Origin of the sequence: Paracoccus liaowanqingii (genome assembly GCF_004683865.2) — a bacterium.
Classification (GTDB): domain Bacteria; phylum Pseudomonadota; class Alphaproteobacteria; order Rhodobacterales; family Rhodobacteraceae; genus Paracoccus; species Paracoccus liaowanqingii.
Genome location: NZ_CP040758.1, coordinates 1 through 24,189, shown reverse-complemented (window position 1 = coordinate 24,189; position 24,189 = coordinate 1). Strand labels below are relative to the sequence as shown.

The 24,189-nt window shown below is 56.3% G+C and carries 21 protein-coding genes and 7 pseudogenes; 8 read left to right on the top strand and 20 right to left on the bottom strand.

Translation table 11 applies throughout. From position 1 onward, the window contains the following. Positions 1–8: 8 nt before the first annotated feature. The 10 genes and pseudogenes from E4191_RS16165 to E4191_RS16120 form a co-directional block, all read right to left on the bottom strand. Positions 9–2,249, bottom strand: a complete 2,241-nt coding sequence (locus E4191_RS16165; protein WP_228461788.1) for a glycosyltransferase family 2 protein — start codon at positions 2,247–2,249, stop codon at positions 9–11. Then, positions 2,233–2,535: a hypothetical protein gene (locus E4191_RS16160; RefSeq protein ID WP_139615532.1), complete on the bottom strand. Its 303-nt coding sequence runs from the start codon at positions 2,533–2,535 to the stop codon at positions 2,233–2,235. Before E4191_RS16160 ends, E4191_RS16165 begins: the two co-directional genes overlap by 17 nt. Before the next feature lie 79 nt (positions 2,536–2,614). Then, a pseudogene (locus E4191_RS16155) lies at positions 2,615–3,598 on the bottom strand (IS481 family transposase). Between the two features lie 107 nt (positions 3,599–3,705). Beyond that, positions 3,706–4,692: a glycosyltransferase family 61 protein gene (locus E4191_RS16150; protein ID WP_228461786.1), complete on the bottom strand. Its 987-nt coding sequence runs from the start codon at positions 4,690–4,692 to the stop codon at positions 3,706–3,708. A 358-nt stretch (positions 4,693–5,050) separates the two neighbouring features. After that, positions 5,051–5,278 (bottom strand): annotated as a pseudogene (locus tag E4191_RS16145) (transposase); the annotation flags it as partial. A gap of 217 nt (positions 5,279–5,495) precedes the next feature. After that, complete coding sequence (locus tag E4191_RS16140; protein WP_176562758.1) at positions 5,496–6,137, bottom strand: sulfotransferase family 2 domain-containing protein; 642 nt, start codon at positions 6,135–6,137, stop codon at positions 5,496–5,498. A 152-nt stretch (positions 6,138–6,289) separates the two neighbouring features. Beyond that, entirely contained in the window at positions 6,290–6,508 is a 219-nt protein-coding gene (locus tag E4191_RS16135) for a hypothetical protein (protein ID WP_139615529.1), read from the bottom strand. A gap of 106 nt (positions 6,509–6,614) precedes the next feature. Continuing rightward, positions 6,615–6,775, bottom strand: a pseudogene (locus tag E4191_RS24995) (IS256 family transposase); the annotation flags it as partial. Positions 6,776–6,788: 13 nt separating this feature from the next. After that, positions 6,789–7,540, bottom strand: a protein-coding gene (locus E4191_RS16125) for an IS5 family transposase (protein ID WP_228461782.1) whose coding sequence is annotated in 2 segments (ribosomal slippage) — positions 6,789–7,210 and positions 7,210–7,540 — 753 coding nt in all. Because the reading frame shifts where the segments join, the coding sequence is not laid out codon by codon here. Between the two features lie 109 nt (positions 7,541–7,649). Further along, complete coding sequence (locus E4191_RS16120) at positions 7,650–7,859, bottom strand: ribbon-helix-helix protein, CopG family (protein WP_139615528.1); 210 nt, start codon at positions 7,857–7,859, stop codon at positions 7,650–7,652. A 167-nt stretch (positions 7,860–8,026) separates the two neighbouring features. On the opposite strand from E4191_RS16120, the gene E4191_RS23840 reads away from it, so the two are divergent. From E4191_RS23840 to E4191_RS24865, 3 genes are all read left to right on the top strand, one after another. After that, positions 8,027–8,167: a hypothetical protein gene (locus E4191_RS23840; RefSeq protein ID WP_168217470.1), complete on the top strand. Its 141-nt coding sequence runs from the start codon at positions 8,027–8,029 to the stop codon at positions 8,165–8,167. Positions 8,168–8,502: 335 nt separating this feature from the next. Continuing rightward, positions 8,503–8,856, top strand: a complete 354-nt coding sequence (locus E4191_RS16115; RefSeq protein WP_135817904.1) for a hypothetical protein — start codon at positions 8,503–8,505, stop codon at positions 8,854–8,856. A 1,021-nt stretch (positions 8,857–9,877) separates the two neighbouring features. After that, complete coding sequence (locus tag E4191_RS24865) at positions 9,878–10,192, top strand: thermonuclease family protein (RefSeq protein WP_139615527.1); 315 nt, start codon at positions 9,878–9,880, stop codon at positions 10,190–10,192. 1,526 nt (positions 10,193–11,718) lie between these two features. Here the strand turns inward: E4191_RS24865 and E4191_RS23835 are convergent. After that, complete coding sequence (locus E4191_RS23835; protein ID WP_176562757.1) at positions 11,719–11,859, bottom strand: hypothetical protein; 141 nt, start codon at positions 11,857–11,859, stop codon at positions 11,719–11,721. A gap of 316 nt (positions 11,860–12,175) precedes the next feature. Continuing rightward, the gene (locus E4191_RS16105; RefSeq protein ID WP_139615526.1) at positions 12,176–12,484 is read right to left on the bottom strand and encodes a hypothetical protein; all 309 of its coding nucleotides are present in this window, start codon (positions 12,482–12,484) and stop codon (positions 12,176–12,178) included. Between the two features lie 610 nt (positions 12,485–13,094). Here E4191_RS16105 and E4191_RS16095 point away from each other — a divergent pair. Beyond that, positions 13,095–13,421: pseudogene (locus tag E4191_RS16095) on the top strand (IS5 family transposase); the annotation flags it as partial. A 254-nt stretch (positions 13,422–13,675) separates the two neighbouring features. Here E4191_RS16095 and E4191_RS16090 read toward each other — a convergent pair. Beyond that, positions 13,676–14,704: an IS110 family RNA-guided transposase gene (locus tag E4191_RS16090; protein ID WP_135312247.1), complete on the bottom strand. Its 1,029-nt coding sequence runs from the start codon at positions 14,702–14,704 to the stop codon at positions 13,676–13,678. A 74-nt stretch (positions 14,705–14,778) separates the two neighbouring features. Here E4191_RS16090 and E4191_RS16085 point away from each other — a divergent pair. From E4191_RS16085 to E4191_RS24590, 4 genes and pseudogenes are all read left to right on the top strand, one after another. After that, a pseudogene (locus E4191_RS16085) lies at positions 14,779–15,204 on the top strand (IS5 family transposase); the annotation flags it as partial. 145 nt (positions 15,205–15,349) lie between these two features. Next, positions 15,350–15,541: pseudogene (locus E4191_RS16080) on the top strand (IS5/IS1182 family transposase); the annotation flags it as partial. 917 nt (positions 15,542–16,458) lie between these two features. Next, positions 16,459–17,253, top strand: coding sequence for a helix-turn-helix domain-containing protein (locus tag E4191_RS16075; RefSeq protein ID WP_139615524.1), 795 nt, complete (start codon positions 16,459–16,461; stop codon positions 17,251–17,253). Positions 17,254–17,341: 88 nt separating this feature from the next. Then, positions 17,342–17,464, top strand: a pseudogene (locus E4191_RS24590) (transposase); the annotation flags it as partial. 140 nt (positions 17,465–17,604) lie between these two features. Here the strand turns inward: E4191_RS24590 and E4191_RS16065 are convergent. The 7 genes from E4191_RS16065 to E4191_RS16035 all read right to left on the bottom strand — a co-directional run bounded on the left by E4191_RS16065 (position 17,605) and on the right by E4191_RS16035 (position 24,065). Continuing rightward, entirely contained in the window at positions 17,605–18,570 is a 966-nt protein-coding gene (locus tag E4191_RS16065) for a type II secretion system F family protein (RefSeq protein WP_228461780.1), read from the bottom strand. Between the two features lie 10 nt (positions 18,571–18,580). Then, positions 18,581–19,546, bottom strand: a complete 966-nt coding sequence (locus E4191_RS16060) for a type II secretion system F family protein (protein WP_228461778.1) — start codon at positions 19,544–19,546, stop codon at positions 18,581–18,583. A 56-nt stretch (positions 19,547–19,602) separates the two neighbouring features. Further along, positions 19,603–21,021, bottom strand: coding sequence for a CpaF family protein (locus E4191_RS16055; protein WP_139615522.1), 1,419 nt, complete (start codon positions 21,019–21,021; stop codon positions 19,603–19,605). Positions 21,022–21,137: 116 nt separating this feature from the next. Beyond that, positions 21,138–22,463, bottom strand: coding sequence for an AAA family ATPase (locus E4191_RS16050; protein WP_139615521.1), 1,326 nt, complete (start codon positions 22,461–22,463; stop codon positions 21,138–21,140). Continuing rightward, a complete protein-coding gene (cpaB, locus tag E4191_RS16045; RefSeq protein WP_176562756.1) occupies positions 22,463–23,224 on the bottom strand; it encodes a Flp pilus assembly protein CpaB in 762 nt (253 codons plus the stop codon). The genes E4191_RS16050 and cpaB overlap by 1 nt, the downstream gene beginning before the upstream one ends. An 84-nt stretch (positions 23,225–23,308) precedes the next feature. Beyond that, positions 23,309–23,803: an A24 family peptidase gene (locus tag E4191_RS16040; protein WP_269436671.1), complete on the bottom strand. Its 495-nt coding sequence runs from the start codon at positions 23,801–23,803 to the stop codon at positions 23,309–23,311. An 85-nt stretch (positions 23,804–23,888) separates the two neighbouring features. Beyond that, the gene (locus E4191_RS16035; RefSeq protein WP_139615518.1) at positions 23,889–24,065 is read right to left on the bottom strand and encodes a Flp family type IVb pilin; all 177 of its coding nucleotides are present in this window, start codon (positions 24,063–24,065) and stop codon (positions 23,889–23,891) included. Positions 24,066–24,189: the final 124 nt, after the last annotated feature.

The following is a 24,189-nucleotide window of genomic DNA, read 5'->3' as shown; positions in this document are numbered from 1 at the left end:
TTGCAACCCTAGGGCATGACATTCGCGGCTGACGCAGGACGCGCGCTGATCTCCATGTTCTTGGCGACATTGGGGCGCCCGTTCTGACGCGCGATCTGCGCCAGGCGCGACAGCCAGTCGCTGCGACCGCGCGCGGCCAGCCGATGTCCCAGGGCGTTGAGGTACCAGGGTTGCATCCGGGCCGAGCGATACAGGGCCCGGAAATCTTTCGGGCTCAGGCCGTCCATGGCCAGTCCGCGGACCACCTTACTAAGAAGATCGGCTTGGCGCAGCCGCAGGGCCGTCTTGTGGCCTGCCATCGGAGCGCGAAGATGCGTGATGTTGTCGCCCGCGAACCGCTCGGCATGGGCGCGGTCATTCTCGTCCAGGGGGTCGTAGATCAGGAAGACCCGGCTGGCTCCGGCCGTCTCGGTCGTGGCATCGCTGAAATCGCCCCGCCAGTCGGCGGCCCGCCCCGAGGGAAACCGGCCCTCCCAGGGGACGAGGCCGGCCGACAGGGTCGATTGCGGCGAAAAGGCGATGACCTGGGCGCCAGGCACCAACGACGAGAAGGCACAGGCGGCATAGGCCCCCATTGAGGTGCCCGAGAATGTCACCGTTTGATAGCGCTCGAATAGCTTCGCATCGCGCAGCTGGCGCAGGTAATCGAACAGAAGCGGGTTGCGGAACCAGTTGGCCCGGAACGCGAAGATGCCCAGCTGCGACCAATCCGACTTGCGCCCAAATTCATAGCCCCAGGCATCGCGATCGATCCCGGTCAGGCCCACTTGCGAGAGATTGTCGAAGGTGACAAACAGATGTGCCCGCTTGCGTTCGACATGCAGGGCGGCAAATTCTTCTTCCGAATGATAAAAGCCGCGCTTGTAGGGCGAGCGGCGCAGATCGATCAGCCATTGGGGCGGAAGGTCCGCGGACTGGGCGCCCTGCGGCTGAGGGTCCGCGGCGGCGATGCGGGTCCGCGCGACGTCTAGCGGGTCATCGGGCAGGGTTGCCCAAGGGGTCATCGACAGCAGGGGCATGACCGGCACCAGCGTCTCGGAGGTCAGCGGTGCAAGAAGGATGGGCGAGGCCCTTATATGGCGCGGCTGTGCCGCCGCCGCCGAGGCGTCCTCGATCTCAGCGGCGGCGCGCTTCTTTTGTCTGGTCAGCATACTTTCCAGCTCTTCCTGGCGCCGCGCCGTATCTCGACGCTGCGCTTCAGGATTGAACAGAAGTTCATACTGGTCGGGGGCTTCGGCCTTCAGTTGCGCCTTGAGCATGTCGATCTGGGCGCGATAAGTCTCTCCTGCCGCCGCCTGTAAGCGTCCCAACTCGGGAATTTGACGGATCAGATCCGAACGGGCGGCGGTGACGCGGTCCGCCCAACGGGTGATTCCCGTTTCAGGGACCACATTCATATTATACCTGTTAAAATAATCGAAATTGATCCGTTCCACGTTTGAGCTGTTGGCGGTGCCGCGCCACCGCTTCATCAGGAACACTTCGCTGGATCGGATCATGTAATGATTGACGTGGCACAGATCGAAGCCCGACATATCATGATCCATGCACCAACTCCGCTGAAGAAACCGGTTGGTTACATCTGCACCAGAGCCGTTGACAAACATGATTGGTTTCTCTGGCGTTCCAAAATTTATTTTGAATACTGGCCGATGCACCCCCAGTTGTTGAACAGGGTAGGGCCTGAAAAGAGATTTCACCGCTAATTGGCTATAGAAGAAATGAATCTCCTTGGGAGAGGCCATACAAAATTGGGTGATTTGCAATTCATCGGCATGAAAAAGAATGACTTCATTATTCCCGAAAATACGCCATTGTGCGGCCACTGCATCCGTACGTGGGGGAAGGGCATGAAACAGATCGTCAAGCGTTCCTTCGCCCGCATTGATAGTGAAAAATTCGTCTCCGTCCAACACGGCAACCCAATCGCTTGTCGTCACTTCGGAAAGAGCCATAGCACGAGCGTAGGCTCGCCGTTGCGGATCCTGGTGAGCGTTAGGAGACGGTGAACTGTTGTCATAGTGATGGACCAGACCGGCATCGTTCAACAGACGCAGCATCTCATGCGTGCCGTCGGTGCAGTCGTTCGAATAAATAACGAAGCGGTTGAACCCGATTAGCCGGTGATAGCACAACCATTCCAGAAGGAACGGCGCTTCGTTCTTGACGGTCGTGACGACTGTTCGGACCGCATTCGATGCCCAAGGATTTGGTTGGTCTAGGGCAGGGCGTTCATGAGAAAACACCATAACCTCCAAGGCCTGACCCGTAAGTCACTACATCTCGATCATCAATTTTACTTTTTACCGGGGTGAGGAAATTTTTCTTACTCAATTCTCGATATTGAATTCTTAATTTTTTGAATACGCAAGCAGTATTATTTTTAAGATTTGAAATAACTTTACTCCCTACTCCAAATAATACCTTCCCGCTAGGCCGAATCTTAAAATAAATCACTAAGGGTCGCGACGAACCACGTGTTGCGGCATGCAAATATATTTTAGAATAATTTTTATTAGTAAAAATTTTAGTCATTTATATAACCTACGGAGCCCAATTTAGATAAGATACTATGAAGTATTGCCATTCTCGCGAGAGCTGTGCAAGGGTGCAATCACATTGATATTTTATAGATGTCACATTCCGCGTGATTATAAGGCCGCCGGCTGACAGGTCGGACCTTTGTTTCTGCCAGTCTTCGAGCTCATCGATGGGCTTTCGGCCCTTCAGCACTGATTGCGGTAGCTGACCGTTGTAGAGCCGGACGTAGCGCAGGATGGTTTGTTTTAGATCCTCGCCGCTGCGGACGTCCTCGATCCGGCCTAAAGCTTTCGACCTTACCATTGGTCTGCGGGTGTATCGCCGGGCCATGCAATGCTCGATATCGAGATCGGCGCAGAGGCGGTCGAAATCGTGGTTGCCGGTGGGCCCCCGGCGGCGAAGTCCGAACAGACGATCGGCAAATCCGTCTCAACATAGGACGTTATTGGTAAGCACACGGGTGATCGTCATCGGCGCGTCGCGTTCCAGATCCCTCAGAAAACGGCGGGCGTTGGCAGCAGTCTTGGCTGGGTAGATGTGCACGAAGACCCATCGCGTGGCGCGGTCGATAGCCACGAACAGGTATCGCCGCCGGTCCTCGTCGGCCATCTGCGGCAGGTATTTCACGTCACCATGCACGTAGCCCGGCTCGTAGGCCTTGAAGGCCTAGAAGGCCCCGTGTGCAGGTCGTGGCAGGGCAGGTTTCAGCGCACGCAGATTGCCCACGCCATGCCGGCGCAGGCAGCGGTCCAGCCCCGAGCGCGAGACATCCGGGTTCAGGAACTCCCGCACCACCGACAGCAGGTCATCCAGCGGTAACAGCAGGGAACTTGCGCAGTGCCACTGCCACAGCTTCTTGCGCGGGCGTGAGCGTCGACTGAAACCTGTGCGGCGTGCGGCTTCGGTCATGGACGCTGTTCCGGCTCCGCCACTTCTAGAACGTCTGCTCCGAGATGCTGTAGCGCGCCACCACCATCCAGGTCGGCTCCGTGCTTGTTTGGATCGCGGCCCGTATCTTCGGTGTCGTCGCTGCCTGCTTGTGAAGAGAGATCAGCATCCTCGCCTTTCGTCCCGAAACTCGCCCAGGATCGATCTTGCCGCGAAAAACGCGATCCGGCGAGGGTCTATGTGATCATCCGGGATAGGACACTTAACAAAGCCGCGTTAAGCGAATATTCTTTTTTGCAATACTCGTCTTACAAGCGTCTCGCCTTTAGATTTCTCTCCTATTCTTACCGCAGTCAATGCTTCATCTGAAGTCGGAACTCGCCATTTTTTCTCTGATTTCAAGAAGCCTTCAGAGATCAATTTTATACGGATATCATCATGATTAGCCTCGCCTAAACTTTGATGAAACCCGAATTTATACCTTTCAGGCATCCATTCTGCTACTAAAGAGTTGATGATCGTCGGTTGACGCTCAATCATCCCTTCAATCTGACTTACAATATGACTTACAGCGTCAACGTTTCGACGCAAAATTAACGCGACTTTTTGGTCAGGTCGGCCGACAAATGCATAAAGATGAAATGCAGAACTGTCCACGCCTACAATATATTCAGCTGAATTATACCAAATTAATTGCTCGCTAATGCTCATTTTTTGAGGATGCATTATAGTATAGCCGTTCTCGGCAAAGTTCTCTTCGAGAATTTCTTCGTTAAGCACACCCCCAACCGCGCTATGAAGAGTGCGCGAAATATATATTTTTTTTGGGCCGTTTGTAGGTAGTTTAGACATCCTCGCCCGCAGCATGCTTCTAAACTCAGGTGTCCCCCGAGATATGGCACCTAAACCAAATGCCTGCCCAGGGATTATTAAACGTTCTACCTCGACAGCTTGTGAAACAAGTTGAGCAGGAACATCAGGCGCAAGAATGTCAAGCATGGCTGTTTGGTACGATCTGAATGACTTGCAGTTCTCGCGCCTCGGCATAAACAGGAAACTTTTAGCATATGGTTCATCCGTAACCCATAGACGCGTCAGGGACTCAACTAAGAAGTGGCCGAAGTGGCCGAACAGGAAGCCGCCATATATGTGGGTTCCTGACAAGTATGCGGTCGGTTTCGGCCTTTCACAAACCGGTTGTGATACTCTTTTATTTTCACGCCAATGAGCAGCGGTAGGAACGTCACCGTTTTTATCAAACACGCCGCAAGTAGGGTACGGTCCAAAGTCGTCAACAGGCGGAGCGAACACTGCATTCTCAATGACAGTTCTGCCCCTAGACCAGCCGGTGTCAGGATGAGGAATACCATATTCATTCAAATTTATATCCAAATCCTGTTCTCCATTTAAAATGACCTAGACGAATTCTTCGGCTAGATGCACAGGCTGCGGCATACCAAGCTGAACATTTGTTCAGCGCCAAGCTGCCATGACTCACCTTTAACAAGAATCTCAATATTTTTTACTATTACAGCGGGTACATGTAACAGTCGATGGGCATTGATGATGTGACCGCTTTCCGACGGCAAAGGTGGTCGCAGGAATTCGGACCAGTCATTAGCAAAGTGCTTAAATTGGGCACAGACCAGTCGCGACCGGCCAGCTTCAGCAGGCTTGTGACGAACCCCGTCGTTTGCCGAAGCGCCATGCCAAAGAGGACTTTGATCGTCAGGCACATCTGGATGGCTGCAGTGCTGTAGGTCTGTTGGCGGCCACGCCTCCCGGAGGGCGCAGCTTCCCACTTCACTGCCGGATCAAACCTGACCGTCAGCGATCCACGCTGCCTCAGCGCCTGGTTATAGCCATACTAGTTCGTGGTCTTGTAGACCGTCTTCGGAAGTGAGCTCATGCCGCCCAGCTACTACCTCTGATCCCCGTCATGAATCCAAGGCGAATTTTGCGCGCCAAGGCCCCGTGGAACGCGTCGCTGCCGAGGATTGGTCGTGATCCAAGGTATCTCAGGGTGCGGCTGGTCCACCACCATTGCTGACAGCGCGGCTGCGCTGTCAGACGAAGTTGTAGGCCTCGTAATCCTTGCGGTAGAACTCGCGGATCCTGTCGAGCAAATCTGCGGACAGCTCGCGAGGATTGATCTTCTCGCCGCCATTCTGAGCATGGGGCAGATCCAATTCTATGCCGGATTTCAGGGACAGATCTGAGGCCAGCTCGTCCAGATTGCCCATCTGGTAGATCTTTGAATAGAACTTTGGATCAGGGCCGATGAAATGGGTCTGAGGATCGGTGTGATGACGAATGGAGGAGGAATGCTTCCGGTAGATATTTAGGCGCTCGGTGAAGATCTTTAGAGAGGGATCGGGCACCGCGCCCGCGGCAATGGCCTCGGGGGACAAATGGTGTTCCGACAATTCCCTGTGGAACAGAACCCGGTTCGAATAGCAGGACAAAAATCTCTTGATCGGATCGCGGACGATGCAGATCCTTTCATGCGCTGCCAGTCTGTCCAAGGGTGCTGCGGAGAACGGTGACGATCCGTAGTAGCTGTGGATGTGAAACATGGTGCTGTTTCGGATGCCATCCACGAAATCCCGCCCGTTCTCCAGCTTGTAGAACATGTATTTCACGGAAGTGCAGGCGACTTTCGGAGAAGGAAAATATGCCAGTCTGATCTTGTCGACAATGATAGCCACTTTCGCCGTTTTCCTTGTGGGATCTTTACGTCGCTTCGTGCAAGAGCTGGAAATCTTTGCTCTCGAGGCGACCTCGCTTGTGCTCTTGTAGTGATCTTATCTTAAGCCCACAATCCTGCCACCGGCTCGGAAGGATGTGCAATTGCGCCGGATCAGCCTTGCAGCACGTTTTGATCCGGAAATGTGGCGGCGGGACCAGCCGATTGCGACAAAAGGTCCTTCCCCTGCAGGTGCCGATAATGCTCGCCGAAATCCGAGGTCCGAAAGTGGAGCAGGGCGGGAGGCTCGGACCTCATCTTCGGTGGTGCAACCCGGTTGACCGTATCGAAGAGCGAGCTCGGACGAAGGTCATCCGTCATGGTGCTGGTCATTCAACCTTCCGGATGGGGCAGTACCCACATCCTGTGCCCTGCTTCGGCATGCAGCCGACCATGACGCAAATCGACAAAGCCTGCGGTGCTTTCCATCTGATGCACACCCGTCGATCCGGGTCTGGCCCTTCTTCACCAGCTCCGGCTCGAAGCTGCCGTACCATTGCGGCGGTTGGATTGTTCCGACTAAGCCTCGGCACCGGCCTCATAGCCCAGATGCGCGGTCAGTTCGGCCCCGAGCTTCCGTTCCATTAGCCGGATCTTTAGGGCCTGTTGACGTTCATCTTAGCTGAATGACTGTGGCTGCAATCGAGATGAACGCCTTGAAGCTTTCGTCGGTTTTGCACGAGCGCATGGCGATACCCCGGTTTTCCTTGAGCTTTCCAAAGTAATTCTCAATCAGATGGCGCCATTTGTAGGTGTCCTTATCGAATGCGGCGGGAAACCGTCGGTTGGCTTTTGGCGGGATGACCGGGACAATCCTGCGTTCGCTCAGCTCGGCTCGCAGCCAATCGGCATCGAAGGCGCGGTCGGCGAGCAGGTAATCAGCACTAAGGTTACTGATCAACTCTGGCACCGCGCGCAGATCATGTGCCTGCCCTGGCAGGAGGCGGAAATCGACAAGGTTTCCAAGGGCGTCCGTCAACGCCAATATCTTGGTCGTCATGCCGCCCCGCGAGCGCCCTATGGCTTGGCTTTGAGTCCCCCTTTTGCGCCCTGACCAGAACGGTGAACCTTGACAATCGAGCCGTCGATCATTGCGTATTCAAAGTCGGCGACCGTGCTCAAAATTTTGAACATTCTGTAGAAAGCGTCAGCCTTCACCCACCGGCGAAAACGCTTGAACACAGAATTCCACTTTCCAAACTCATCGGGCAATTCGCGCCACTGAGCACCCGTCCGCACGATCCACAGGACCGCCTCGACGAACAGGCGCGGATCGCGCCCCGTTTGGCCAGGATCAGACCGTTTTCCGAGGCAAAAGGGTTCGATGATCGCCCATTGGGCATCGGTCAGGGCACGTCGGGTCAAGGTTGCTCTCCACTCTTTGCGACCTTGAATCAGACCTCAGCTGAAGTGTGAATCCCGAACGTCAACAGACCCTAGTTCCTTCATCAGCCCGGCCTCGCTAAGCAGATCGTCAGGCCGCTTGCAGCCCTTCAGCAATTCGTTCGAAATAGTCGGGCAGTTGGCCGTTCTGGGCTGTGTCTGGCAAGGCTTGCTCGATCAGTCGGCGGATGGCCTCGGGTCGGGACAGCAGATCCCCGGCCTGGCGCCGGTTGGCGTCCAGGCGGTCGGCCAGCGCGGTCGGCATGCGGACCGAGACCTGCACTTCTTTTGCATCAGTCATGGAGGATCCTGATATTTTTTTCGACCGGTGACGCGCGCACTCAATATCATGATATCGGCGACTCTTGACCCCCAACAACCTGTCCAAACGGAGACCTGCCGATGCACCACGCCCCCGGCGCTTTTGCCCCTGCCTCTACTCAGGACGTCGAACCGTTCCTAGATCTGGTGGATCGGCTGACCCCGGACCGCCTGCGCCAGCTAGCGGCGCTCTGCGAGGCCCGCGGGGGCGGTCTCGAGGGGATGGCGGGGCCGCTGCGCGCCTATGCCGAGCCCCAGGGCCGTTCAACCGCCGGGACCGGTGCATGAAAAACCTATTATAGACGATTATCGTATCGGCGCGCGCAATCCGCTTCGCGCCAACCTCGCGCCTTCAGCGCCAACATCGCAGACACTTCATCAGGCGTCCGCATCTCGATCCTCCGCGGTACTTCTCCTCGCGAAGGATCGCGCAATGTCGAGCAGCCATATGACCTCCCTTCTAACGAAGGTGGCAGTTCCTCCTGTCGCCAGGAGGTCAGTTTGCAGTGACGCTTGACGAAGAGAAACCTCGACCATCATCCGGTTTGCATCACGGAGTCATAGCGATTGCTCAACCTACGCCTGTTAGCGTAAACGAATGACTGCTTGTGAGGAGTATTCCGATGACCTGCGTCATCCCCATGACATTATTTGTCATGATACTTACTGTTACCGAGGCGGTCGCCGCCCCCGCGGCCGGTAGCTTTGAGAATGAGTTGGACATTGTGAACGAATCGTATTTTACAGACCGGCTCTATTCTCGAGAAGAGCCGCGTCCACAGACGATCACGCGCGGCCAGGCTGCGTGGACGCCATTTAATATCCAACAAGGATTTCACTCGACTCATCTTATGAATGAACAGGCCTGTCGAAATTTCCTTAAAAATTTACGCATGAATACAGGCACTGCATGCATGAATGTGCATAACGGTTATGTATTTTACCAGGTAGATTTTATTGGACCATTAATGCCTTAAGGGGTGTCATTAATAGCCCCCCAATATTATGCGCTTTAACCTGCCCGCGCTCGAAATTTTTACAGAACTTTATTGATCGTAATTTTATTTTATTGATATCTTCGTGAAACGCATAGTGATTACGTAAGCAACAAATTAGAAGCAGAAAATTAAGATACTTAAGTTCACCCGCAAGCTAAAATTTTATTATGATAATTAATGCCACTCATCAAATACTCGGAAACTCTGGTTCGATCACACAAGGAGCGATCTACGTTCCAACGTCTGCCCTCCGGTTCACGGGCAATTCAACAACTCCGAATGGCTGCACACACATTATTAGCTACACAGTCGAGTTCACGGGAAATTCGAAATTGAGATCAGACTGCCAGATAAACAACGTCCGAAAGATCGAGACAAGCGTACTGGTCAGTTTGGTTGAGTAATATATTTTTGGTAAATGGCGGCGGGGTTACAGCCACATGCCAAAGAACTATTAGGTAGCCTGTTTAGCGGCAACGAATCCCTTCTCCTCGTGAAAATCTATTAGGATGGAACCAGCAATGTCAGGGCTTTTACCAGACCATTAGAACAAAAATATTAAAACATAACCCGTTGATCTGTTGAAATTATTTTGCGCTTTTCCGCTTCACCCCAACTTATGACAAAATATGCCTTTTGTCATAAGTGACATGCAACCTTCCGGATCGCAGAAATTTGCTGTTTTCGGCGCAATCTGCGTCCTATGTGTCAAAGGCAACATCCAGACGATTCAATTCATAACAACCGGGCGCGAAACCAACTGGCAAGGATGGCCTTTGTCACGTTCCCGCCCGCAACCCCTTCCATGACACGAATGGTGTCCAGAGAATCGAACTTAAGGCGGTAACCGTTATCGGCGAGGAGTATGCGCCGTCCCCGCCCCACTGGGATTTTGCTTGCGGGCGGCGACGGGGAGTTCTGCTGATGTTTTCATGAGCGCTCAGAATGAGTAGGCCGCTCCATATCCACACGTTTGTCTGCGGATCCACATTAGTGACCCATGTCTCGATGGCGTTGTCGGGGCGCATGGGCCTGCGGCACCGACGCCACAAGGGCTCTGGAAGCCGAGATCGGTAGCCTGGACGTCATCTGCGAGGAACAAGATATCGATCGCTATGACCGCGTCGTTGGCATCTGTCATGCTGGCTCCGGGAATCTAAACGCCTGGATGGTCCGGAACGGATGGGCCGTTGCCTACCGGCAGTATTGCGGTGATCTCTACGCGCCGGGCGAGATCGTGGCGCGTGTGGCGCGACGCGGTCTCTGGAGCGGTGACTTCGTCATGCCGTGGGACTGGCGCAAAGGTGCCAGGTAGATTATCTTGGCTGCATTGGAGCGGCCTCCAATACAACCAAAGCTCTTTGACATTGGCAGTGGGGCAGGGCGCCGTTCGCCGCAAGCGAACCAAAAACCAAAATTCAAATTGGGCCGCTAGCCTCCAAGGCGGGTTTAGGCGAGGTCGTCCAGGGTCTTGATGCGGTCGATTTGGGTTATTTGATCCTCCAGCGGATGATTTGAGCAATGTCGTAGAAGTCGTAGAAATCGAAGTCTTCGTCGAGCAGCATGGGGCTCTCACTTCGTGAAGTCCTAAATTTTGACCACGAATCAAAGGGTTGATAGGGGGTTTGGAAGTTCGCGAACTGGTGCAGTGTCGGGTGCGGGTTCGCAGGGGCTTGAAAAAACGGGGGTGGACAATGTCCCCTCATTCTTTTTCTTATTAAACTTAACTTCCAGAACTTAAAAAACTCTTTACTATAAAACTATTCTTCTTTTCCAACCCTTCTTTAAGAAAGAAAGAAAGAAAGAAAGAAGAGTAGTAGAAGTTCGCGAAGTTGGGTTCCCTCGACGCGGATGCGTTCCCCCTGGGAAAACGCAGCCCGAACCAGAACCCGGTCCAGAACCAGCATCAGAACCCCGCATCTTGGATCTCGGATCTCGAACCTGAAGCAGATGCGAGGATCTCGGATTTCAGCACCTGCATCAGGTCCAAATTCAAAACCCCGGTCCGGCATCGAGCATCGAGTATCTGGATCTCGAACCAGATGCAGCTGCGGATGCAGATCCTAGAATAGGGCTGAGAGCCCCTCAGCTGACCGCCAGAGGGGCTTCTTGAGTTTTTGGGTGGTTGGGTACCCTAAGACAGAGATGCCCCCTAGGAGGCGTCTGAGCGCCCAGAACCCGAACCAGAACCTGATGCAGGTTCGCGGATCTCGAGTATCTGGATCTCGAACCTGATGCAGATGCGGATGCAGATGCCCCGTAGCGCGCCACTGTAGGCTCGCCAGAGGGGCATCTCGAGATTTTGGGTGGTTGGGTAGCCTAAGACAAAGATGCCTCTCAGGCGGCCTGCATCTGCTTCGGATTCATCAGCTCGATGTAGCGCAGCAGAACCAGATCCTCGAACCTGCATCAGATCCGGGGATCTCGAGGTTCTGGATCTCGAACCAGATGCCGGTTCAGGTCCGAGATCCAGAACCTGATGCAGCTGCGGATGCAGATGCCCCGTAGCGCTATGCGGTCAGCTCGCCAGAGGGGCATCTCGAGATTTCGGGTGTCGGGGTAGCCTGAGACAGAGATGCCCCTCAGGAGGCCTCACGGAGAGGCCTGAACCTGATGCAGATGCGGATGCAGGTTCAGGTTCAGGTTCGCGGAGTCACATCCGTGAACTTTCCGGTTTTCGGATCGTGCAGATAGCGGCTGTTATTGGGGCCCCGGACGATGACCCCGAACAGTTCTTCGATCTTGCGCAGCATGGTCTGCTCCTAGAATAGGGCTGAGAGCCCCTCAGCTGCCCGCTGAAGGGGGTATCTCAGGATTTCTGGTGGGTGGGTAGACTGAGGATCAGGCAGCCTGCTGCAGCTCCGGATTCATCAGCTCGATAGACCGCAGCTGAACCAGGCCCAGATCCTCGACGGACATATCCGCCATGTAGGCCAAAACCCGGTCCAGAACCGAGGCCCGAGGCTCTCGGATCTCGAACATCAGGATCGGGGCATCCGCATCTGCAGCTGCATCAGAACCCGGTTCGGCATGAGAGCCGAAAGCTAGAGGGTATTTGGGTCGAGTAGCGCCGTACAGCCTTTCAGAGGGCCCTGGGAGGCTTGAGAGGGGAAATTATAGGCCGCCCTCCCGAATGGAGAACTTGCCGCTGTGCGGCGATCTCAAGGGGCTCCTTGATAATGCCCACATTGGCCGAGCCAGGAAGTTCCCCCGAGGTTTCAAGCGACGTAGCCCCCTACAACTTCGCTGTTGACACTTCCTACCGGATGGCTGGGAAGCACCGCCTTTCAGGCCGGTATTAGGCTGCCACGGCGAGCAGCCTGCCTGTGGGATCGTCGATGATGCGGGCGAGGGTTTTAACGCTGAAATATCGCTGTGCGCCTACCCATTCCTCTTTGGTCTCCAACAGCAAAACGCTAACGACCCGGACGATGGTGTTGCCGGTGGGAACGATGGCGATGACATCGGGCCGCTGCTTGATCACTCTGGACAATTGTGCGCGACGTACATCTGGATGTGGGTCCCGATCCCCCGGAAGTTTCAAATCCTGCGGACGCGCGCAATTCTGACGGACTGGACCTTTGCGGTCGTACGGCTTTTCAAACACGGAAAGGGAAGGACCCTTTTATTGGCGAAACCTGTGGCGGCAAGTTCACGACCTCCACACTCGGCCCTGGAAAATTTTCAGTTTCCAGGCGCACCAGAATGAACCATGCACGAACGCCCATGATCGAATTGGCCCTCATAAGGGTTGGGGGTCGAAGAACCCGAGATAGACTATGAAGTGCCGCCTATCCGGCGGTGAGGGTATTGAGAATAATAGCCGCCTTGGCCGGCGGTCTCTCAGCCGCCTGTCCAGCGGCGAAGGGCCATGTCGACTATTTCCAACGCACGGGAACTCTCTTAGCCGCCTACCCGGCAGTGAAGGCGTCGGTGCGGGTGGGGGCGTAAGTGTCTTAGCCCGCCTTGGCAGGGCATCGGACGCTGACTCGTGACAAAAGTGACATGAGTGCAAAGGTGCCGTCATCGTGGGACAGCGGCTACTGCGAGAACTTCAACGCTCGCTTCCGGGATGAGCAACTCAACGGAGAGGTCTTTACCATGTTGCGCGAGGCTTAAATCTTGATCGAACGCTGGCGGTGTCACTAGGGCCCGTGGACAATCATACTTCCCATGGATTTTAATCTCTGATTCAAATCTCCCAAACGGGGGTTTGAATGAACGAGCAACGCTTTGTGGTGACGGATCGTGTGTGGCGGCGGCTTGAGCCGCATTTGCCGGGAAAAGCCAGCGATGCAGGGGCCACGGCAAAGGATAACCGTCTGTTTCTGGAAGCGGTGTTCTGGCGCGTTCGGACCGGGTCTCCATGGCGCGATTTGCCGCCCGCCTTCGGCAACTGGAACAGCCAGTTCCGCCGCTTCCGCAGGTGGGCGGAGGCAGGTGTTTTCGAGAGTCTTTTCATTGCCATGAGCGGTGACCCCGACCTTGAATATGCCCTAATCGACGGCACCATCGTTCAGGTTCACCAGAAGGCAACTGGCGCAAACGTATGGCCCGCCCCGTCTGCAAGCGGAAATTTTTGATGACATGATCAGTCTGCACAAACGTATCCGGCATGTCGGCACAAAGGCCGCCGCCAAGATGGAGATCCGCGCGTCACAATCCTCATAAAGGGGCCGGCCTCAGTGGGCCATTTTGCGCCGGAGGTTTTTGCAACGCCGATCAACTGTCAGGCCATCTTCCTTTCACCACTCGCAGCTCGTTGCGCCCGGCTGTGTTCAAGACGGGCGCGTGTTCCTCAACCGGCCGCCTGCGGCACGGCTTCATAGTTTCGCCCGTGCCGCAGAAGCGCCCAGACAGTGCGGGCCATCTTCGCAGCAAGGGCGACAACAGCGACGTTGGGATGGGTGCGCACAAGCAGTGCACGCAGCCAGGCGCCTACGGCAGAATTCGCTTTTGCCAGTGTTGGCATGGCAGATCGCGCGCCTTGGATCAGCATCTTGCGCAGGTATCGACTGCCGCGCTTCGTGATCCCGAGCAGTTTCGGTTTGCCTCCTGTTGTCGCCTGCCTGGGCACCAGACCCAGCCAGGCGGCCAGATTGCGTCCTTTCGTGAATGTCGCGGCGTTGCCGACAGCGGCGACCAATGCGGTGGCATTCAGCGCACCGATGCCCGGAATGCTTGTCAGCCGCCGTGCTCGCTCATCGGTCCGAGCCATGGCCGCGAACTCGGCGTCAAAAGCGGCAATGCGGCGGTCAAGCTCGTCCCACCGCGTGCGCATGTCGCCGAGCAGGAAAGCCATGCGGGGACTGAGGCTGCCCGTGCCGGGGTCGAGCATGTCAGCGAGCAGGTGGCGCAACCGGGCATGGCCCTGTGCTACGACATGTCCCCGTTCCAGCAGAAGGCTCCTGATCTGGTTGGTCAGCGACGTGCGTTCTCCGACCAGTCGATCCCGCACCCGATGCAACGTCTGGACGTCGAGTTGCTCCTCGCTCTTGAGTTCGACAAAGCGCATGGTGGGTCGGGTTGCCGCTTCGGCAATGGCCTCAGCGTCGCGATCATCATTCTTCTGCGCCTTGACGTAAGGCCGGACATATTCCGGCGACATCAGCCGGACCTCATGCCCCAGTGCTGCCAGCGACCGTCCCATGTGATGAGCGCCGCAACACGCCTCCATGGCCATGATGCAGGCCGGCAGCTTCGACGCGAAGGCGATGACGCCGTCACGACGCAATCGCCGTCGCACCACCACTGTCCCCAGGCTGTCGAGACCGACGATGCTGCAGCTGTTCTTGCCTAGGTCGATGCCAACGATCACAATGCTCATGGTCCGCTCCTTCCTCCATTGAACACCGACATCCTACACGGAGATCGGCGGGAGGGGCGGGCCATCCATAAAGGGGGACTCAGGCTCAGGCCATCGGACGCTCGCGCGGCGGCCTGACGACTAAAATCGTCGCGCTTGTGGATGCGCTAGGCAATCTGGTCCGCTTCCTGCTATTGCCCGGGCAGGCACATGACATAAAAGGCGTCGCGCCGCTGATCCGTAACGTCCCCTTCGGAGCTCTTCTGGCGGACAAAGCGTTTGACGCGAACTGGCTCCTGGAAGAACTGGATGCACGTGGAGCAAGCGCCGTGATCCCACCGAAATCAAATCGAAAGCAACAGCGTGATTACGACGCGGAAGCTTACAGGTGGCGCCATCTGGTTGAAAACTACTTCGCAAAGATCAAGGAATTCCGTGGCATAGCAACTCGCTATGACAAAACCGATTGCAGCTACGCTGCCAATTGGAACCTCGCCGCCGCTCTGATTGCGTCAAGGTAAATGTCCACGGGCCCTAGAACACTGTCAAGCCTCGCAGCGCTTTGGGATACCGGCCGCCAACACACGAGAGCATGGTCCCGATAGACCAAAGACCGACCATGCGTTACATTAAAGTTTGACCCCCTGATGGGGGCACTCCATATGGACCACACGGTATCAGGGCTGGGCCAAGTCACAGCGGTGCCGGGAGAAGATCGAGGAACCCTTTGGCTGGGCCAAGACCGTCGGCAGCGTGGCGCAGAACATGTATCGCGGCATCGAACGCGTGCATGCCTGCTTCAACTTGGCGATGGTAGCCTACAATCGGTCGAGGCTGCCGAAACTGCTTGCAGCGTAACCCGGACAGCCGCCGGCAGGACTGCTCGCCAACGACCACGGTTACTCTACTGCTTCTGCAACGGGAAGCGGTTCCAAGCAGGTATCTTTTTCAGCGGTTTGTTAGGTGGTATACAAGAACTCCTCAATTGCATGGAGCATGCTCGAGCAGCCCTTGCCGCGTAAGTAGATCAGGGGCCGCTCACCACGATGTCCACGGATGAAATCGGAGGCAGCATGTTTTGCCGACATCCATGTAATCACGAATAAATCGCTATTCTCCGTGAGTGCGCGCAATCGCGTAGTGCCGCCGTGATCGGCATTTGTAGTGACCATAACGGCCGGAGTGATCTGCTCTAGCGCTGCTTTGGCTTGCCGGCTCGATGATTCAGTTAACGAATATATAGCGATGCGCTGGCCAGCCAACCGGCTCGCAAGGCCATTGTCCGCCGGCGCGATGTCGGTTGCCGGCGAGGCCGGAAGCGTCCAACCTAGTTCACTATCCTATCCTGGATGATCACATAGACTATCGCCGGACCGAACCTGCTAGTCATGGGAGGGGCGAGGTTTCTCCTCAAAGGCCGCCATAGAACCGCTGAGAGGAAAAGGGCCGTGGGGTCTAGAGATGTGACCCAAAAGTCTTAGATGGTCTAAAGCGGCCTTCTCTGCATCCGGAAGCTTCGCCGTCAAAACGCTCGGGTCCTTGATCTGACCGAACTCTGAAGGCCCATGACCAGACACGGTGACCAGACCGAATAAATCTCGTCGGCATTTCTTATTAGGCTGAATAATTTCCTGAACGGAGTAACCAAATATAATATTATAAGTGTAAGGAATAAAAAAAGAGATATGCGAGTTGCTGAGTAAAATTCAGCCATTTGCCTGCAGGTAATTTGATGTTTAATTACATAAATATAAGTATTATGTATCAAAGGGGCTATGATGGTTGTAGAAATTGAAGGACTCCGGCGCGGACTAATAGTTCTAGATACCCTGCTGGAACATGGACCTTTGAATTTAACCGAGCTCGGTGAATATACGTCTTTACCATTAGCGACAGTAATGAGAATTCTTGAGACCTTGCGCACTGCTGGGCATGTCAGACGTGGGGTTGGCAAACATCTTTGGCGCGCGACCACTATTAAAAGTACGGAGTCTTGGTCCAATTTAGCTTTTGCTGTATCTGAAGTTTCCGCCGCTCCAATCATGGAGCTTTGCAGACGTATTCCCTGGCCGGCTGATGTGGGTGTTTATGAAAATTTAAATATCCAAATTGTCGAAACGTCCCGACTCGCTTCACCTTTATTGTCCCGCAGCCCCACAACACAGACAGTGTCCGTGATACCATCTGCCATTGGGACTGCCATACTTTCCTTTACAACCGATGAGCATCGGTCTCAAATCTTACAAGATTTGGAAAGCGAGATTTTGGATCATGATGATTACAAACTGCATTTACTAGCAGTCATCAAAAGAACAAGGGCAAGAGGATATGCAGAACCTCTTTATGGACTCCCTGAAGGCCGCTATAAAGACTACATGTATAACTCGATAGCTATGCCGATCATGCATAAGGAAAAAGCTTTTGGTGCAATAAGCGTTTCTTGGATAGCAGGAGTTGCTACTCCGAATAAATTCTACAAGGCCCACATATGTGAGTTGAAGGAAACCATCGAGAAAGTAGAAAATAATCTCTTTGAATTGCTTAAAAAGAAAAAAAAAATTGAGGTTTGAATTCTTGATTTCCGCAATTTACAGGTTGGGTTTGGAAGAAACTGTCGGCTGACCCCGGACCGCCTGCGCCAGTTAGCGGCGCCGTTGGTCAAATGAGTTCAAGGAGTGGGCCGTCGCGGCGGCGTTGGAGCCGGGCGTGAACGTTTCAGCGCTGGTCCGCCATTTGGGGATTTCGCCACCGCAACTGTTCGGTTGGCCGGCAGTCCGGTAACTCATGACAAAAGTGACATTTTGTCATGAGTTGTATTGCTGCAATTTCGTGAGAGGGGCACTGCGACCATTTTCAATTTTGCCCAACAGCGCCTATCTAAAGCCCTACCGCACATGTCTGTTTTAAGAAACGCAACGCAATCATTGGTCCATGATTTGAATGACAGCCGGTGTGATGATGACGGCGAACAGAACCGGAAGAAAGAACAGGATCATGGGCACCGTCAGTTTGGGCGAAAGCGCAGCCGCTTTCTTTTCCGCCAAGCTCATTCGCGTGTTCCGGTTCTCCTGAGCCAGCACACGAAGGACAGTTCCAAGAGATGTGCCATGCTGCTCGGACTGCATCAGCCCACTCACAACCGACTTTACCCCTTCCATATCTGTCCTGCGCCCTAGGTTTTCGTAAGCAGTCCGCCGGTCGGGCAGGAAAGAAAGCTCTGCAGTGGTCAGCGCAAGCTCTTCGGCAAGTTCCCTGGATTGTCCGCTGATCTCGTCCGCGACCTTGCGGAATGCATGTTCGATGCTCATTCCTGATTCGACGCAGATCATGAGAAGATCAAGTGCGTTCGGCCATGCCCGTATGACCGATTTCTGCCGTTTGGTGATCCGGTTCCTGACATAGACAGCCGGAAGGTAATACCCAAACCATGCAGACATCAAAGAGAGTCCGCCTTTGAAAAGAATATGGATTTCTGGTTTGATGACCGCGAAAATATAGAACGCGCTGACCCCCAGCATGGTCAGCGGCATCAGGACCCGCATGGCCAGAAATGTAACCACTGGGGCGCGCCCGCGAAAACCGGCCTTTTGCAACAATTGCACCGTGGCGCCGTCTTTGAGATGGCGCGCAAGATTAAGTCGCCTCACGATGATGGCATATATTCTCTTGGGTTCGCTGGCGAGAAGCGAACGCGTTGGTTGCTCACGCGGCAGGATCAGTCCGGTCATGCTGCTCGATTGCCAGGAATCAGACAATTGGCGCGTGCGCGCGCGAAGCACATCGGGTGACAGATAGGGCCATGCGACAGCGATCATCGCAAGGAATACGGCAAAGCCGGTCAGGATCGTCGCAAGGCCGTCCCGATCTGTTGGTAGGGCGTCAGACACCACTTCCCCTTCAAAAATCAAAATTGATCATGGCGCGCATAACCAGAATTCCGATCGACATCCAGATTGCGCAGCCGGCAAGAACCAACTGCCCCAGATCGGTAGTGAAAAGAAGCGAGATATATTGGGAGCTCGTCAGATAGAGGATTCCCGCGACGACGGGCGGCAGCGCGCCGATAATACCGGCAGAGGCCTTTGCCTCGGCGCTCATGGCTTTGATCTTGCCGCGCATCTTCTTGCGCTCGCGCAGGACGTTGGACAAATTCGCCAGGGCTTCTGTCAAGTTGCCGCCAGCCCTGTTCTGGACGGTGACCACGGTGGCCAGGAAATTCGTCTCGGGCAATGGCACGCGCTCGGCAAGGCGCAGCATCGCATCCTGCACGGGCACGCCCAGCGTTTGATCGTCGACGATGACCCGGAACTCGCCTCGGACTGGCTCTTGGCCTTCGGCCGCGATTATCCTCAGGCAGTCCCCAAGCGGCAGGCCTGATCTGACGCCCCGCACAATCACATCGACCGCATTCGGCAACTCATCTCCGAATGCAGCAAACCGGCGGTTCCTCTTGATGCCGACATATAGATGCGGGACCAGAAGCGCAGATGCCAGGCTGAGGCCCGCAGCAGGAACGACACCGAAGCCGATGGCGAACGCGGTCAGGACATAGCCCATCACCCCCGCTGCCGCGCACATGGTCAGATACGTTGTTCTGGTCCAGCCAAGACCGCTTTGCCGCAGACGCTCTGTCAAGGCGGGGCTGGATTTGTTCCGTGCCTTTTCCTTCTGCTTATCTTCGATATCCTTCAGAGTCTCTTCGATTGACCGCTTGCGGAACTTGGTACCACCGCCCGAAATTTTGGACATTCCCAAGGGTGCACCTGCTGCAAGTCGGAGCCGCCTTTTCGCAAGAGCCTGAGACGTGAAGCGCGGCTTGAAGATCGCATAGAGGGCGCTGCCCACGCTCAGGGCTGTCAGCATGAATATTAGAATGAGCAGACCTGATGAGAGCATTGTAGTTCCATGCCTTGGGTCGATCAAATATCCTGCGCCGCCTCCAGGGCGGCAGTCAGACGTTTTTCCTCGCCATAATACCGGGCCCTGTCCCAAAGGGCGGGACGAATGATCCCGGTCGACCGGTGGCGGCCGATAATGTTGCCCTTGCGATCCTCGCCGCTTATTTCGTACACGAAGAGGTCCTGCAAAATAGGAACCTCGCCCTCGAGGCCAATGACTTCCGTGATATGCGTTATCCGGCGAGAGCCGTCGCGCAGACGTGCCGCTTGAATGATGATGTCGATCGAGGACACCGCCATCTCTCGGATAGTCTTGGAGGGAAGCGTGAATCCCCCCATCGTGATCATCGATTCCAGCCGCGAGAGGGCCTCGCGCGGCGTGTTGGCATGCAGCGTGCCCATCGATCCGTCATGGCCCGTGTTCATCGCTTGAAGAAGGTCGAAGGCCTCTGGCCCACGGACCTCGCCCACGATGATACGTTCTGGCCGCATCCGCAGACAGTTCTTGACCAACTGCCGCATCGTGATCTCGCCGATACCCTCGATGTTGGGAGGCCGAGTTTCAAGGCGGACGACATGGGGTTGCTGAAGTTGAAGTTCGGCGGAGTCCTCGCAGGTGATGATCCGCTCCTCGGGGTCGACATACCCGGTCAGGCAATTGAGAAGCGTCGTCTTGCCCGATCCCGTTCCACCCGAGATCAACACGTTGCACCGCACCCGGCCGATGATTTTCAGCAGTTCCGCCCCTTCGGGCGTAATCGCGCCGAACTGCACAAGCTGATCCAGCCGCAGCTTGTCCTTCTTGAATCTGCGGATCGTCAATGTCGGCCCATTGAGGGCCAAGGGCGGCACGATCACATTGACACGGCTGCCATCGGGCAGCCGTGCGTCGCACATCGGGCTTGATTCATCCACGCGCCGTCCGACCTGGCTGACGATCCGCTGACAGACATTGAGAAGGTGAGTATTGTCCCGGAACCTGATATCCGTCTGGATCATCTTGCCGCCGACTTCGATATAGATCGGATCGCTGCCATTCACCATGATATCCGCGATATCGTCCCTCGCAAGAAGCGGCTCCAGGGGGCCATATCCGAGAACGTCGTTGCAGATATCCTCGACAATCTCATCCTGTGCCGCCGCCGAAATCACCGCCTTCTTGGCACCAAGGATATCACTGGCAATGCTTCTGATTTCCTGACGTGCCTCCTGGACCTCCATCAAAGACAGTTGCGTAACGTCGATCGCTTCCAGAAGGGCCCCGAATATCTCTTTTTTGAGGCTATAATAGGCGGCCGGTCTCTCTTTCGCCGGTTTCTGTTTCTCTTCAGACATCCCCGGTTCGACGTGCTGAGCAATGACAGCCAGAAGCCCGACCGGCGGCACAGGCGCGACAACCACCTGCTGCCGGGCCTTTAGGCCATCTCTCTTGCCGAACATTCAGTCATCCTTCCTTGTTTCTACCAGCGGGTTCAGCACCCGGTCTCAATTGCGGCGGACCCCGAATTGCGGCGCCGCGACAGGCTGGCAGGACCCACGATACCCTGCCTTATGCGTCAAACCTGTTCGTCCGCCCGTCTCCATCCCAGGAACCGGCGGGTTTGTCGTGGCGGGGCTTTCCCGCTTAAAAGCTGCGCCAATTGCATGAACGGCTGTCCCGCTGCCGTCGAGATTTCCGCAATCATCCGCCCTGAACTGGCCGCCTTGCCGAATGCCTTGGGCGCGAAGGCCAGTTTCGCCCGAAGCTGCGTCTCCAGCGTCGCGGCGAACTCCTCCGCCTTGATTTCGTCCCGTCTCGGAACGCCCACCCGGTTCAGGACAAGCAGCGGATCGGCGTCATTCAGCCGGGTGGCCTTGAGCAGGTCGAACACCCTGCGTGCGTTCCGGAGGTTTGCAAGATCGGGTTCGGCCGTGACGATCACCTCGTCGGCCGACATCAGGGCCTGGCGTACCCACGGCGTCCACTCATGGGGCAGATCGAGTATCACGAACGGGAAGGTCGCGCGCGCGCGATCAACTATCCGGTCCAGAACTTCCAGCGACGGCGGAACGACGTCCCGTGACGCCGTGGCTCCGGCAAGTACGCTCAGGTTGGGGCTATGCTTGTGAAGAAGCCGCTCGAACAAGGCATCATCCAGACGCTCTGCCCCGGCCAATTGTTCGGCGAACCCCACCGGCGCATCAATATTATAGGATAGGGCAGCAGTGCCGAACTGAACATCAAGATCTGCAAGAAGCACCTTGGTGCCGGACTTTGCCAGCGACCAGGCGGTGTTCTGTGCGACGGTCGAAGACCCCGCGCCACCCTTTGTCCCGACAAACGCCAAGACCTTTCCCAGGCGCGCGGTCTCGTCCTGCGGAAACAGCCGCAGGACGACGTCGATCAGGGACAGGGCGCCCGCAGGCGCGACAAGGTAATCGGCAATCCCGCGTTCCAGCAGCTGTCGATAAAGGGAAACGTCGTTGACGCCTCCGACCAGAACAACCTTGCTGTTGGCATCGCAGACCTCGGCTAAGGCGTCGAGCTGCTGGAAAAGCGCCTCGCCGTGCACGCCCGTTTCGATCAAGAGAAGGTCTGGTGTGGTGGCTTGGGCGAAGCATTCCACGGCGCCCCGCAGCCCCCCGGAAGTGACCGTGACATCGGCACGCGACAGCCGCCGATCCCTGGCCGCCTGATCGACAGAGGCGACGAAACCCGGCGTCTCGGAGAACGCCTGGAGGGTGATATAGGGAACCCGCCCCAAAGGCTGCGGGGGCACGTCAGGAACGGCCTGTTTCCCTGAAGCGATGCAGGGTGCCAGATCGACGTCGGCGGCATCAGGTTCGCCGGGGCAATGATCTGCAGGACGGACAGTTTGAAGGCCCGCCGTCACGTTCATCATCAGTTCAACTCGACCAGTTCCGGCTGAATGCCTCGAAAGACGCGGATCGTCCTGACCTCTGGCGCCTGAACAAGCTGCTCTTCGACCACAATCGACGCGCGATCCGGCTCGTCGGCATCGCTGACCGATCGCAGGATCAGCGTGATGGCCCCGGCGGCCTCGGCGGCCACGACCATCTCGGCCTCGTCGGGGGTCAGTTCCAGCGTGGCCGTCTTGCCCACGGCCGAGCCGGTAACCGCATCGATCATCTGGTCGATCGCCAGAACCCTGACCTTGCGAATGATCGCGCGGCTGCTTGCCTCGGGCTGCCCATCCGTGCCCTGTCGCACGCGGGTATGCAGCACATCTACCCGATCGTTCGGAAGAATGAACCCCCCTGCCGTGGTGTCGGCACTAATCCTGACCGCGACAGCCCGGCTTCCCTGCGCCAGCATCACGGACAACATCCCCGCGTCGCTTGGGGCCAGCTTGCCCGCGTGGACGGGCTCGCCGGCCAGAACGGGGCTGCGGACTGCCATTCCCGCAAAAGCCTCGGCACCGTCGGGCCTTGCCCCACGGGTCACGTAATTCTCGTTCAGAGCATCAATTGGCCAGGGCTGCCAGCGCAATGCGGCAGAATCGATGCGGATGCCGGGCGCGAGGTCAACCGCCGCCACAAGGACATGCTCTCGGGGCGCGGCGGCCGCGATGGCAGGGTCGATGATGACAGGATCAGGGCTGCTTGACAGCCAGGCGGCCGACCCGCCGCTGATCAGCGCCATCGTGAAGATTGCCGTCCGAAGCATCGTGGTTCCCTTTCCGCCCGCCCGCGCATCGGTCCGCCGCGCGGTTTGCCAGCCGCTCGTTCAGAACGGGGCGGCGACCCATGGCAGTCTCAGATAGACGAGGACACCGGCCGCGGCGATCGCCACCCCATAGGGAATGCCGCCGTCGCGCCGGTGAAGCCGCAAGATCCAGTCTCGCCCCTGCCAGGCAGCAGGCAGCCACAGGGCCCGAAAGATCAGCATCAGGATGGTCAGCACCGCCCCGAACAGAGAGGTGCAGATGATGAAGGCGGCGACATTCCCCGCCCCCAGCCACAGCGCCGCGACCGCCAGCAGCTTCACGTCGCCTCCGCCCATCCAGCCGTGTGAAAAGGCCAGAAAGCCAAAGGCGAGGACGACGGTCGCGGTGGCGGCGGACAAGAGAACCGCAGGAAGGGTCAGGCCGACAAGAGGGATCGCGGCCAGATACCCGACCAGCAGGATCAGGACGACACGGTTGGGGATCCGCATCGTCCTGAGGTCACTGATGCCAGCGTAAGCCATGGTGGCAGGAAAGAAGAGGGCCCATATAACCATGGAATTCATCTACTTAAATTTGTCCGGCTAACCTTGGAAGTGATTGACGAGTTCGCAGCTGCCAACACACTTGGGTGACACACTATTACGGCATGGTTGTCGGCATTGAGCCGGTAATTGCAGTGAACGTATCGTTCAGTGAATCTCCCATAAGCGCCAGGGCAGTGACGAGGACGACCGCAACGAGGCCCGCGATCAAACCGTATTCGATAGCAGTGGCGCCGGATTCATTCCTGACAAGACGAACGAGACGATTTTTCATTGCGTGATTCCTGTATGGGGAGATGCAGGACCAGCCAACGCCAGCACTGCAAAGCGGGATTTGGACAACTTGAGCGCGTATAATGCGCGTACTAATCGGTTTAGTGCGTACTTCTGGTTGAGTC